Source organism: Pirellulales bacterium, from assembly GCA_019694435.1.
Lineage (GTDB): Bacteria > Planctomycetota > Planctomycetia > Pirellulales > JAEUIK01 > JAIBBZ01.
The window spans coordinates 39,775-52,171 of sequence record JAIBBZ010000010.1 but is presented as its reverse complement, the minus strand read 5'-3'; the positions used below and the strand labels follow the sequence as shown (position 1 = coordinate 52,171).

The following is a 12,397-nucleotide window of genomic DNA, read 5'->3' as shown; positions in this document are numbered from 1 at the left end:
AGTTCGTGCCGCGGCATGGAAGGTCTGCGGCATTATCTCACGATGTGCGTGCAGTTGTCACGCGCGAACTGCTAATACCGCCCGTTGTAGCGACGCGGGTCGGTCGCCGCGCTGCGCGTGATCGTCGGGGGTGCGCCGCTGCCCTTGTTCTCGACAAAGATCAACAGGTCGGCCCGGGCCGGCCCGTTCAAGAAAGGCACGGCGCCCAGCAGGGCGTCTGGCTCGGTCGGCACCGGCATCGCGACGACGCCCAGGCCGATCACCAGCACCTGCTCGCCTGGCCAGCGAAATCGCTCGTGCATCCGCACCTGGCTGATCCGGGGGACCTCGATCTTGGCCCGTTGCCGGGGCGCCACCGTCGAGGGCGCCTCGACCACGACCGGCACGAGCTTTTCCACCTGGTCGACGTTGCATTTGACGATCGCGTCGATCGAACGCCCGTCGAGCGCCAACAGCGGAGTCAATTCGAGGGTGAACCCCTCGTCGATCTGGCCCATCGTCGTGTCGAACCCGGGCCAGGCCTCGGGCTTGGCCACGATTTCCTTGACATAGGTCTTGGGCCTCGTGACGGCGATCACCGTCGATTGCCCGTTGTTCACCATCAGGTGCGGCGAACTGTGCTCGCGAAAGTCGGTCCGCTTGCGCAGCTCGCCCAGCAGCATCGCCGCGTCTTCCTTGGCGAGCATCCAGGCCTGCGCACCGGGGGTTTGCACCGCCAGTGGGCGCAGCAGGTTTTGCGCCCGGGCGCGCCAGTTGGGCTGGTCGACCGTGACCACGCGCACGCCGAACGTCTGCGTTTCCGCTTCGCTCGAGACGAAACGGTCGACCACGTCGGCCACGACGGCATGCATCTCCGGCGTGTGATAGACCTTTAGCGTCCGGGTGTTGGCGCTCAACACGCCCAACGGATCGCCGTGCCAGACTTCGTAACCCGTCTCGCGCAGGATCCAATCGACGATCGCTTGCTCGGGATGTGTGGTATTCGTCACCCGGCTCGTGTACGGAGTCAGGTCATACTCGCGCCAGACCTGGCCGCGCTCGTTCGGCAGCTCGATGGGGCCCGTCTTGACCGTGGCTCGCGCCGAAGGGGGCGGGCCATTGGGTTGCGTCGGCTCGATCGGCACCAGCGGCGCCTCGCTCTCCGGAGCCTCGCTGCGGGCGATTCGGGCCGTGGCCCGGGGACTACTCGCACGCCAATTGGGGTCGTTCGCCGGGGTCAGCGGTTGTTGCGCTTGCGCCACGGCGGCGAAGCCGCACAGCCCACCCAGAAACACGAAAGGCAACGCAGAGCGAAGGCCTGGCATCACGGGAAATCTCCTGCTCCCGGGCGACCGTTGCCGGTCGGCGATTGGCTGCGCGACGCGCGGTCGAGACGAGCACTGTGCCCCGGCGGTGTAGCGTGTCGTCCACGAGCGACGACCACCGCAGGGCGCCAGCCGACCGCACACCGGCAGATGGCGAAAAGGGAGCGGGAGTATAGAAATGCCACCCGCGCAGAACAAGATCGAGTGGGCGTGGGCCGACAGCAGTGGCGGCGCTGCTAGTGCTTGCCGTTGAGCCGGCCGATGACCAGCGTTGCGTTATGGCCGCCGAAGCCGAAGCTGTTCGACATGGCGTAATCGAGCTTACGCTCGCGCGGCTGGTTGGGCGTGTAGTCGAGATCGCACGCCGGATCGGGAGTCGAGTAGTTGATCGTCGGGGGGACCATGTTGTCGCGAATTGCCAGCGTGCTGAGCACCAGTTCGACACCGCCGCTGGCCCCCAGCAGGTGTCCCAATTGGCTCTTGGTGCTCGAGATGCTCACTTTGCGTGCCGACTCGCCAAAGACGTTCTTAATGGCCTGCGTCTCGGCGGCGTCGCCCAGCATCGTGCTGGTGCCGTGTGCGTTGATGTAGTCGATCGCGCTGGGGTCCCGCCCCGCATCGGTCAGCGCTCGGCGCATCGCTTTGACGGCGCCGATGCCGTTCTCATCCGGCTGGGTGATGTGCCCGGCATCGCCGTAGGTGCCGTAGCCGAGCAATTCGGCGTAGATCCGCGCGCCGCGAGCCCGGGCGTGCTCGAGTTCTTCGAGGACCAGGATTCCGGCCCCCTCGCCGAGCACAAAACCGTCGCGTTCTTTGTCGAACGGACGGCTGGCCTCGGCCGGATTGTCATTGCGAGTCGAAAGGGCTCGCATCGACGCAAAACCGCTGATGCCCATCGGTGTGACGGCTGCTTCGGTGCCGCCGGTGACCATGATGTCGGCGTCGTCGTATTGAATCGCCTTGAAGGCCTCGCCGATCGCGTTGGCGGCGCTGGCGCAGGCCGTGGCCACGGCCGTGTTCGGGCCCCGCAGGCCGAAGTGAATCGAAACCTGCCCGCTGGCCGCGTTGACCATCAGCTTGGGGATGGTAAAGGCCGAGACCTTGTCGGGGCCTTTCTCGATCAGTCGGGTGTGCTGCGTCTCGATTTCGTGCAACCCGCCGACGCCCGAGCCCAGCACGACCCCGATGCGAAACGCGTCCTCGCGCTCGCAGTCGATGCCCGAATCTCGGATCGCATCGGTCGCGGCGACCAGGGCGAATTGGGAAAAGCGGTCGATTCGCTTGGCTTCTTTGGTGGGCAGGTACCCCTCGGTCGAGAAGTCCTTGACCTCGCCGGCAAAGCGGACCTTGAAGTCGGTCGTATCGAACGAGCTGATTTCGCCGACGCCGCTGTGTCCTGCCAGGACGCGTTGCCAGAGATCTTCGATCCGGCAACCGAGCGACGTCACCGCCCCGAGCCCGGTAATCACCACGCGGCGCTTCATTTCGCCGAAGCCATCTTCTCGATGTACTCAATCGCCTGGCCGACGGTTTGAATCTTCTCGGCGGCGTCGTCGGGAATGTTGATGTCGAACTCTTCCTCGAGCTCCATTACGAGCTCGACCGTATCGAGCGAGTCGGCACCGAGATCGTTGACGAACGACGTCTCGGGCGTGACCTGTTCCTTGCTGACGCCGAGCTGCTCGGCGACGATCTCAATCACTCGTTCGGTTACAGAGGCCACGGCTGAGGATCTCCTCACTTGGGTCGTACGAAAGGTCGAGCCGGCGCCTCGCCAGGGGACACGCGCCGTTGCGGTGGAGTTATGCGCGGCTCGGTTGGGGTTGCAACTACCCGACAGCCGCATCGCCACGGGGCCCACATCGGCCCAGGAAGCGGTCGGCTGTCGATCGGGCTCATCGTTCACTCAATCGACTAAGTCTGAATCGGTCAAGTCAGCCAGATCGGTTAAGTCAAACGACTGGAGGGCCTTAGTTAGGCTGGTCAAGATATACTGGTTTTCCAGGTACGTGTCTACACCTAACTACGCGTGCGGAAACCCTGTCAGCGGAAGACTTACGGCGATTTGGCGGGGGCCCGCGCGAACGGGCAGTCGTGGGGCTTTGGCAGCAGCGCTAGCGAGGCCGCCGGCGCAGCTCGTGTGAGTTGCCGCGCACAGCCAGCAGGTCACTCGGGCCGGGAGGGCTCTCCGCAACTTCGCGACCAACCGGCGCCGACCAGGCTCAGGCGGTCATCCCCCCGTCGACGACGAATACCTGCCCGGTCACATAGCTCGCTGCGCGACTGGCCAGGAACAGTACCACGGCGGCCACCTCGTCGGGGGTGCCCAGCCGTTTGACGGGGATCCGCTTCTTGGCCTCTTCGATCACCAGGTCGCCCAGCGCTGCCGACATGTCGCTCTCGATGAATCCCGGCGCGACCGCGTTGACCGTGACGTTGCGGCCCGCCAGTTCGCGCGCCACCGTCTGGGTCATCCCGATCAATCCGGCCTTGGACGCCGAGTAGTTGGCCTGTCCCGGATTACCGACCAGCCCGCTGACGCTGGAGATGTTGATGATCCGGCCATAACGCTGTCGCATCATCGGCCGCGTAACTGCGCGCGCAAACAAGAACGGACCGCGCAGGTTGGTGGCGATCACTTCGTCCCATTCGTCGTCCTGCATGCGCGGGAACAAGGTGTCGCGGGTAATTCCGGCGTTGTTGACCAGGATCTCGACGGTTTTCCATTGCTCGGTGACCTGGTCGACCAGGGCCGCCACGGCCTCGGCATTGGACACGTCGCAGGGAAACGCCTGTGCCGTGCCGCCGGCGGCGGCGATGGCGCCGACCGTATCGGCCAGCTTGGCGGCATCGCGCGCCACGCAAGCGACCTTGGCCCCGGCCTCGCCGAGCCGGAGGGCCATTGCTTTTCCCAGCCCGCGCGAGGCTCCCGTGACGATGGCCACCTGGCCGGAAAGATCGACCTTCAAACCGCCAATTCCATCGGACATAGGGTCGTGCCTCGATTCGAGAAACCAACAGCCGCCGCGCCAGACGCGTTGCAACGGCAAACCGGATGACGAACTAGTTCATCGCGCCGTGGCAGGTGCATTGGCGATCGATGCGCCGCATCAGTCCCCGCAACACTCGGCCGGGCCCCACTTCGTAGTATTGCGTGAACCCCTGGGCGACGAGGTACCGCATCGAATCCTCCCAGCGGACCGGCGAGACGACCTGCCGGATGAGTAGCTCGCGGATTTCCTCCGGATCGTCATGTGGCTGCGCATCGACGTTGGAAATAACCGGGATCTTTGGGCGGCGCAGCGTGGCCTTGCTCAAAGCTACCGCCAGCCGCTCGACGGCCGGCTGCATGATCGAGGTGTGAAACGCGCCTGCCACGGCCAGGGGGACCGCCTTCATCGCGCCGGCCGCTTCGGCCCGCTCGGCCGCCCGTTCGCAAGCGGCATTGCTGCCCGAGATGACGATGTTGCCGGGACACAGCAGGTTGGCGATGGAGAGGATCTCGTTGCCGCGAACTTCGTCGCACAACCGTTCGACCTGCACGCGCTCCATGCCGAGAATGCTGACCATGCCGCTGGGGGTCGCATCGGCGGCGTCTTGCATCGCCGCGCCGCGCTGCGCGACTACGCGCAGCCCTTCTTCGAAGTCCATGACGCCGGCGAACACCATGGCCGTGTATTCACCCAGGCTCAAGCCCGCCGCCGCTTCGCACGAGAGCACCACGTCGGGCGACTCGTGTCGCAGTGATTCCAACGCCGCCAGGCTCGTGACGAACAGGGCCGGTTGGCTGTAGACGGTCGAATCGAGATCTTCGGCCGGCCCGTTGAAACACAAGGCCGCCAAGTCGTAGCCCAGTACGCCCGAGGCGCGATCGTACAACTCTCGGACGGCAGGCAGCGATTCGGCGAGCGCCTGGCCCATGCCGACCGTTTGCGCGCCTTGGCCTGGAAACAAAAACGCGATGCGACTCACGGCGTCGGTGTCTCCACGTAAAAACCCCCGGAAAACTTGGCGCTGGAGGTTTTAACAGATGACGCGGCCCTTGGGCAGCGTCAGGCCGGCCTGCAGCACAGGCGCGGCGGCCACGAGCGAGGCCCGGGGCGGCGGGCTATTTCTTTTCCGTCGTCATGTCGACGACCGTCCGGCCCATGTAGTGGCCGCAGTTGGGGCACACCACGTGCGACGGCAGCGGCGTGCTGCACTGCGGGCAGTTCACCGTCTGAATCGGCGTGACGAAGTGGTGCGCGCGACGGGTGCGGGTACGGGCGTTGGACTGGCGGCGCTTCGGTACGGCCATCGGGGCACCTCGAACACAATCAAGAAAGGTCGGGACCGGTACGGCCCAGGGCAGGCAAGCGAGCCCGTCATCGTAAAGACCGTGGCCGAACCCTGTCAACCGCTGCGCGTGCCGCGGATTTCGACGAGTTGCGGCTGGCGGTCTACTTCGCCGCACTGGCCGCCAGCAGGTCGCGGATGCCCTTGCGGGCCTCGTCCAAGGCGGCCGCAAGGTGTGCGGGATCCTTGCCGCCGGCCTGGGCCATGTCGGCGCGGCCGCCCCCGCTGCCGCCAACCAACGCCGCCGGCGAGCGAATCCATTCGGCCGCGCTGACGCCGCGCTGCTCCAGATCTCGGCTCACGCCCGCGACGAGCATCACTTTGTCGCCGTCGCGAGCCGCCAGCAGCACGGCCGCGGGCGCTGCCTGTTTGCGCAGCGAGTCGATGTACTGCCGCAACATGGGCACCGGCGCCGGCACCTCGGCCACGATCACTTTCGTGCCGCCGATGTCTTCGGCCCCGGCCAACAGGCTCTCGAGGCTCCGGTCGCCCTTGGCCGGCGCGGCCGTGGCCTGTTTCTTCAGTTCGCGATTCTCCTTGGCCAGTGTTTCGGCGCGTTCGGGCACCTTGTCGAGCGGCACCCTGAGAGCTGCGGCCGCCTCGGCGAGCAGGTTCTGCGTCTTGCGCATGTCGGCCAGTGCCGCGGCGCCGGTCAGGGCCGTGATGCGTCGGGTACCAGCCGACACGCTTTCCTCGCCAACCAGGCGAAACAGCCCGATCTGCGCGGTGTTGTCCACGTGGGTGCCGCCGCACAGCTCCTTGCTGAAACCGCCCATCGAGACCATGCGGACCTCGTCGGGATACTTCTCGCCGAACAGCATCATGGCGCCGTGTGAGCGCGCCTCGGTCAGGGGGAGCATCTGCCAGGCGACGGGTGCCGCATCGAGGATACGGGCATTCACCTCGTCTTCGATCGTGGCCAGCTGCTCGCGCGTCACGGCCGAGGGATTCGTGAAATCGAATCGCAGCAGGTCGCGGTCGACCTTCGAGCCGCGCTGCTGGGCATGTCCGCCGAGATGCTTCTGCAACGCGTAGTGCAGCACGTGCGTGGCCGAATGCGCCCGGCGGATGGCCTGGCGCCGTACGGCGTCGACCCGGGCCGTGGCTTGCGAGCCGAGTTTCATCCTTCCTTGGCGCAGATGGCCGACGTGGACCAGCAGGCCGCCGTCCTTCAGGGTGTCGACCACTTCAAACTCGAACCCCTCGCCGGTGATCTGGCCCGTGTCGCCCACCTGGCCGCCGCCTTCGCCGTAGAACGGGGTCTGATCGAGGACCACGCGGATCGGCTCGGCATGGCCGATCTCGTCGACCGCTTCGCACAGGTGATCCTGAGCGACGATGCCGACGATCTTTGCCGGGGACTCGATCCGATCGTAGCCGAGGAAGGTGGTCGTGCCGTAGGCCTTCTTGAGTGCGTCGAGCGGGCCGGTCTGGAACAATTCGAACTTGCGGCGGCCCGACTTGTCGCCGTGCTTTTCCATCTCGGCGCGGTAGCCGTCCCAATCGAACGTCAGGTTGTGTTCGGCGGCCAGCGTCTCGAACAACTCCGGCGGGAACCCGTAGGTCGTATACATATCGGCCGCTTCGCTGCCCGAGACCATCACGCGGCCCTGGTCTTTCAGCGCGCGGAACAAGCGGTCGATGCGTTCCAGGCCCGAGTCGATCGTGGCCAGGAAGCTGGCCTCCTCGCGGCGAATCACGTCGGCCACGCGATTGACGCTGTCTTTCAATTCCGGATAGGGCCGGCCCATCACTTGGGCCACCACGCTCGCGAGATTGTGCAGCAGCGGCTCGCGGACGTTCATCTGGTGCGCGTCGAGTACGGCCCGGCGCAACAAACGGCGGACGACATATTTTTCCTTGTCTGGCCCGGGATAGACGTTTTCGTGGATTGCGAACACGCAGGCCCGCAGGTGGTCGGCGATGCGCCGCAGTCGTCGTCCCGTCTCGCTCGCTGGATCGTATTTCTGCCCGCAAATCTCGGCCGCTTTGGCCACCAGGGGCTTGAAGATGTCGATGTGAAAATTCGTGTCGGCCCCTTGCAGCACCGAGGCGGCACGCTCGAGGCCCATGCCCGTGTCGATATTCTTGCTGGGCAGCGGGCGGAGATTGTCGGGCGGTTCGCCCACGCGATTGAACTGCGTGAAGACGAGATTCCAGATCTCGACTTCGCCCTGCTTTTCGGTGTGATAGAAGATCTCGCTGCAGGGGCCGCACACACCGTCGGGGCCGTGGCTCGGAGCGCCGGCCGGCCAGAAGTTGTCGTTTTCGCCCATGCGCGTGATGCGCGAGGCCGGCAGGCCGACCTGTTCCATCCAGATGTTGGCCGCCTCGTCGTCGTCCTGGTAGACCGATACCGTCAACCGGTTCGGGTCGATTCCGAGCCAGGCCTTGCTGGTGAGAAATTCCCACGCCCAGACGATCGCTTCGAGCTTGAAGTAGTCGCCGAAGCTGAAGTTGCCGAGCATCTCGAAGAACGTGTGGTGATAGGCCGTGCGGCCCACGTTGTCGATGTCGCCCGTCCGCAGACACTTCTGGCACGTTGTCGCGCGGGTGAACTCGAGTTTGCACTTGCCCAGGAAGTGATCTTTGAACTGGTTCATGCCGGCCGGCGTGAACAGCACCGAGGGGTCCCAGTGGGGCACAAGCACGTCGCTGGGGCGGCGCACGCAGCCCTTCGACTCAAAGAAAGCCAGGTACTTCTCGCGGATTTCGTCGGTCTGCATGGGCGATCAGGTAGCGGCTGAAGTCAGGTTCGGGACGAGCGCTGTGCCGGGGAGACGGTGGCCGGCAATCGCAGTGCGACAGCTTCCAAATCGCAGTGCGACAGCCCCGAAGACGGGCAGCTAATGGCGAAGCCATTCACCGCCCGACCCTGGCGGACCGCGGCTCAAACAGGTCATGATACCGCTGCCCCTAAAATCCGCCTAGGCGGTAATGTCTTACAGCTTCAGGGGTAATGGCCAGGTTGCCGGGCCGCGGCGATGCCGTGCCTGGGCGCCGATCGTTCGACGGCCAATGCGCTTGAGAAAAAAAGCGACTGCGGAGTGCAAAGGCCAGCGACACGGCACGCCGTTGTGGCTACCTGGGGCGCCTAGCCTGGCTGCCTAGGGCGCGATGACGCGAGTTCGCTCGCTGTCCGTACCCAACGGGAGTAGCACGCGCACGGGCGCCGATTTATCGGCCACCGCTTCGCGAAAATCGCGTGGGTTGCGCACCGGGCGGCCATCGACGTGGCTGATATACATGCCGGGGCGCAAGCCCGCGTTCCACGCGGAACTGTCCGACGCGACGTCGATCACCACCACGCAGTCTTCGGGCGGGATCACCCCGGCGGCCTGGTCGAGCAGCGCCGTCTTGTAATCGACCCGCAATCCTCGCCAGGCGGGCTCAGGCGTGAACACGCGCTTGCCCGCCACGGGAAACTTGGCCAGTTCGACGGCCACGCGCATTTGCCGCCCGCCGCGTTCGATGTTCAGCGCGGCGGTGGCGCCGGCCTCGAGGCGACCCACGTTCAACACCAGGCTGTCGGCATCGAAGACCGGCTGTCCGTTGACGGCGGTGATCACGTCTTCCGGCTCGAGAAACCGCTGAGCGGGAGTGCCCACCTGTACTCCGGTCACCAGCGCACCCTGCCGGCCTCCGCGGATGTCGTCGGCCGACAAGTTGTTCGGCAAAATGCCCAGCAATCCGTATTGCACTTCGCGCCCCTGCTTGAGGTCCTCGAGGACGCGCAAAAAGGTCTCGTCGACCGGCACTGCATAGCCGGCCGATTGTTCATAGCCAACGATGGCCGCCAAGGCGGTCGTGAGGCCGACCATTTCCCCCTTGAGATTTACCAGTGCCCCGCCGCTGGTGCCCAGATTCAGCTTGGCATCGGTCTGGATCAGCGTGCCGTAATGGTGCAGCGTCGAACGCGGACGCTGCGATTCGTCCTTGGCGCCCGGCGCGGCTTTGCGCGAAAGGTTCGCCACGATGCCCCAACTCGCGCTGGCCTGGCCGTCGCGGGCGATCGCATAGGGGTTCCCTAGCGCGATGACGATCTGCCCCTTGCGCAGTGCGGCGCCGTTACCGAATTTGATCGGCGTCAGGCCCGAGGCGTCTTCCAGCTGCAATACGGCCAGATCGCTGCGAGTGTCGCTCGCTTTGACCTTGGCGTTGTAGGTACGCCGGTCGATCGTCGTCACCCGATAGATGCTGTTGTCGCTGTCGCCCAGAACGTGGTTGCAGGTCAACACCAGTCCGCTGCGGTCGACCACCACGCCCGTTCCGAAATCGGTCGGGATGAAGCCGGGCTGGCTCGGATCGGACTCTTCGTTCGTCGTAGCCTGTTGACCGAAAGGATCGAACAGGGGGCCAGCCGGGCCGCCTTCGGCGTCGTTGCGCCGAATGCGGGCAATCGCCACGACGGATTTTTCCGCCTCGCCAATCGCGGCGACCATCGATTGCTCGATCGACGCGGCCAACTGCAGGCCGGTCGCTGCATCGGGGGCCGACTGTGCCCGGGCGGGCAGTGTTGCCAGGCATGCGGCGGCCATCAGTGCCAGCCGTAACGCCTGCGCAACCCAGCAGCGTGCGAACGTGTGCGTCTTGGCGCGGCCGTCGGGCGGCGCGATGGGGTTCTGAGGCGGCCCAGCAAACCGAGTCGTTTCGGCCATCGGCGGTATCTCGCACAAGGCGGGCGGGGCGGTCCCGTGTCGATTCGGAGGCCTGCTCGCGCTGCGCGGCGTCTACCGCGGCGGCGTCATTCGTCAGGCGACCCGCTCGTATCCTCCGCGCCGGCCGCCCCGAGTTTTTCCAAGGGGGCGCCCGCCGCCAGGATCTTGTTCTTCAATTCTTCGGTGAACGCGGCGTTATCGACCAGGTATTGCCGCGTCTTTTCGCGCCCCTGACCCAGTTGCAAATCGCCATACCGGAACCAGGCGCCCGAACGCACCACCAGCTTTTGGGCAATGGCCAGATCGAGCACATCCCCCTCATAGCTGATGCCGTTGGTATGCATCATATCAAACTCGGCGATCCGGAACGGCGGGGCCACCTTGTTTTTGACCACCTTGGTCCGCACCCGCTGACCGACGACCTCTTCCCCCTCCTTGAGCGAGCCGATCCGGCGAACGTCGATCCGGCAAGAGGCATAAAACTTCAGGGCCCGGCCGCCGGGGGTGGTTTCCGGGCTGCCGAACATCACGCCGATCTTCTCACGAATCTGGTTGATGAAGATCACGCTGGTCCGCGAGCGGTTGATCGCCCCGGTCAGCTTGCGCAGCGCCTGGCTCATCAACCGGGCCTGCAAACCGACGTGCGAGTCGCCGATTTCGCCTTCGAGTTCTTTCTTCGGCACCAGGGCCGCGACCGAGTCGACGACGATCACGTCAACCGCGTTCGATTTGACCAGCATCTCGGTAATGTGCATGGCCTCTTCGCCGCTGCTCGGCTGGCTGACCAGCAGCGTTTCCAGCTCTACGCCGAGCTTTTTCGCCCAGCTTGGGTCGAGGGCATGCTCGGCGTCGATGAACGCGGCGATGCCGCCGGCCTGCTGAGCCCGGGCCACGACGTGCAGGGCCAGCGTCGTCTTACCGCTCGATTCCGGGCCGTAAATCTCGATGACGCGGCCACGGGGGATCCCCTGCCCTCCCAGCGCCAGGTCGAGCGACAAGCTGCCGGTGCTGATGCCCTCGATTGGGCCGATGTGGTCGCTGCCCAGGGGCATGATGGCCCCTTCGCCGAACTCTTTCTCGATCTGCGCGATCGTGGTTTTCAGCGTCGCGTTCTGCTCGAGGAGCTTGCGGGCCGGGTCCTTGTCTTTCTTGCCGGCAGCCTTGCCTTCGGCCGGCGCGGCCTTGCCGTCGCCCGCCTTAGCGGCAACCTTCGAGGCAGCGGGGGCCGCCGGTGCATCCTTCTTGGCCATGCGATGGTTCGATTTCGGGGCGGTGGCAACCAGGGACATCGAGTTTCCTTTCACGGCAGAACGGGCGAAGGACCGTTGGGGGAGGCTTGGATACGTGTTCAGGCGTATAGTGAACGTCTGATCATGTTATCGGTCTCGCTCCTGCGGTTCAAGAGTTCTTTGCCGTGTTTTTGTCGGTGGCTGCGTTGGCCCTCCTTTGCGGGTGAAAAAAAGGGGAAATTCGGGCGAATGCTAGCGTTTGCGGCCAGGCGGACAACCGAATCAGGTCCCGGCTGGCTGCAGCCGCGCGCGGCTCAGGACCTCGTAAGTCGGGCCCTGCGCACTCAGGGTGCTGGAATACACCACCACCTCGCCGACGGGCATCTTACCGCAATCGCAGGCGGCTTCACGATGCAGCAGGTCGGCCAGCGTCCGGTCGCCCCGAGGCAGGCCTTTCACGCGGCCGATCGTCACGTGCGGCGTGAAGCGTCGCTCCTCGGGACGAAACCCGGCAACTTCGAGCGCCGCCTCGAGCGTGCGCTGCAGCGCCGCGACGTGCTCGGCTCCTGCGGTCACCCCGAGCCAGACGACGCGCGGCCGGTCGACCGAGGGAAAGGCCCCCACGCCGGCAACCTGCACGGTAAAGGCCGTATGCTGCGCAGCGGCCTCGGCCACCATCTGACAAACGTCGGTTACGCCGGCGACGGCCACGTCGCCCAGGAAATTGAGCGTGAGGTGCATCTGGCCGGCATGGGCCCAGCGCACTTGCGCGGCCGTGGATCGCAGCCGATCGATGAGTGAACCGGCCTGTTTGAGTATGCCCGCACTCAGATCCAAGGCCACAAACGTACGAAAGACCTGGGGCATGGCC

General features: G+C 65.5%; 10 protein-coding genes. All 10 read right to left on the bottom strand.

All coding sequences use genetic code 11. The features are described from left to right. Positions 1-71: 71 nt before the first annotated feature. The 10 genes from K1X74_10130 to thpR all read right to left on the bottom strand — a co-directional run bounded on the left by K1X74_10130 (position 72) and on the right by thpR (position 12,393). Positions 72-1,304 (bottom strand): hypothetical protein, encoded by a 1,233-nt coding sequence (locus tag K1X74_10130; protein MBX7166691.1) that lies wholly within the window; start codon positions 1,302-1,304, stop codon positions 72-74. Between the two features lie 236 nt (positions 1,305-1,540). Beyond that, a complete protein-coding gene (gene fabF, locus K1X74_10125; GenBank protein ID MBX7166690.1) occupies positions 1,541-2,788 on the bottom strand; it encodes a beta-ketoacyl-ACP synthase II in 1,248 nt (415 codons plus the stop codon). Beyond that, the gene (locus K1X74_10120; GenBank protein ID MBX7166689.1) at positions 2,785-3,027 is read right to left on the bottom strand and encodes an acyl carrier protein; all 243 of its coding nucleotides are present in this window, start codon (positions 3,025-3,027) and stop codon (positions 2,785-2,787) included. The genes fabF and K1X74_10120 overlap by 4 nt, the downstream gene beginning before the upstream one ends. A 499-nt stretch (positions 3,028-3,526) precedes the next feature. Continuing rightward, complete coding sequence (fabG, locus tag K1X74_10115; GenBank protein MBX7166688.1) at positions 3,527-4,294, bottom strand: 3-oxoacyl-[acyl-carrier-protein] reductase; 768 nt, start codon at positions 4,292-4,294, stop codon at positions 3,527-3,529. 73 nt (positions 4,295-4,367) lie between these two features. Beyond that, complete coding sequence (fabD, locus tag K1X74_10110; protein MBX7166687.1) at positions 4,368-5,225, bottom strand: ACP S-malonyltransferase; 858 nt, start codon at positions 5,223-5,225, stop codon at positions 4,368-4,370. A gap of 187 nt (positions 5,226-5,412) precedes the next feature. Then, the gene (gene rpmF / locus K1X74_10105; protein ID MBX7166686.1) at positions 5,413-5,601 is read right to left on the bottom strand and encodes a 50S ribosomal protein L32; all 189 of its coding nucleotides are present in this window, start codon (positions 5,599-5,601) and stop codon (positions 5,413-5,415) included. Between the two features lie 142 nt (positions 5,602-5,743). After that, entirely contained in the window at positions 5,744-8,365 is a 2,622-nt protein-coding gene (gene alaS / locus K1X74_10100) for an alanine--tRNA ligase (protein ID MBX7166685.1), read from the bottom strand. A 381-nt stretch (positions 8,366-8,746) separates the two neighbouring features. Next, positions 8,747-10,297, bottom strand: coding sequence for a PDZ domain-containing protein (locus tag K1X74_10095; GenBank protein ID MBX7166684.1), 1,551 nt, complete (start codon positions 10,295-10,297; stop codon positions 8,747-8,749). Positions 10,298-10,383: 86 nt separating this feature from the next. Further along, a complete protein-coding gene (recA, locus tag K1X74_10090; protein ID MBX7166683.1) occupies positions 10,384-11,547 on the bottom strand; it encodes a recombinase RecA in 1,164 nt (387 codons plus the stop codon). Positions 11,548-11,808: 261 nt separating this feature from the next. Next, positions 11,809-12,393, bottom strand: a complete 585-nt coding sequence (thpR, locus tag K1X74_10085) for an RNA 2',3'-cyclic phosphodiesterase (protein MBX7166682.1) — start codon at positions 12,391-12,393, stop codon at positions 11,809-11,811. Positions 12,394-12,397 lie beyond the last annotated feature (4 nt).

Excerpts from the sequence above, each read along its gene's own strand:
- K1X74_10130 (MBX7166691.1), bottom strand. The coding sequence starts at position 1,304 with ATGCCAGGCCTTCGCTCTGCGTTGCCTTTCGTGTTTCTGGGTGGGCTG.
- fabF (MBX7166690.1), bottom strand. The coding sequence starts at position 2,788 with ATGAAGCGCCGCGTGGTGATTACCGGGCTCGGGGCGGTGACGTCGCTC.
- fabG (MBX7166688.1), bottom strand. The coding sequence starts at position 4,294 with ATGTCCGATGGAATTGGCGGTTTGAAGGTCGATCTTTCCGGCCAGGTG.
- fabD (MBX7166687.1), bottom strand. The coding sequence starts at position 5,225 with ATGGGCCAGGCGCTCGCCGAATCGCTGCCTGCCGTCCGAGAGTTGTAC.
- rpmF (MBX7166686.1), bottom strand. The coding sequence starts at position 5,601 with ATGGCCGTACCGAAGCGCCGCCAGTCCAACGCCCGTACCCGCACCCGT.
- alaS (MBX7166685.1), bottom strand. The coding sequence starts at position 8,365 with ATGCAGACCGACGAAATCCGCGAGAAGTACCTGGCTTTCTTTGAGTCG.
- K1X74_10095 (MBX7166684.1), bottom strand. The coding sequence starts at position 10,297 with ATGGCCGAAACGACTCGGTTTGCTGGGCCGCCTCAGAACCCCATCGCG.
- recA (MBX7166683.1), bottom strand. The coding sequence starts at position 11,547 with ATGGCCAAGAAGGATGCACCGGCGGCCCCCGCTGCCTCGAAGGTTGCC.
- thpR (MBX7166682.1), bottom strand. The coding sequence starts at position 12,393 with ATGCCCCAGGTCTTTCGTACGTTTGTGGCCTTGGATCTGAGTGCGGGC.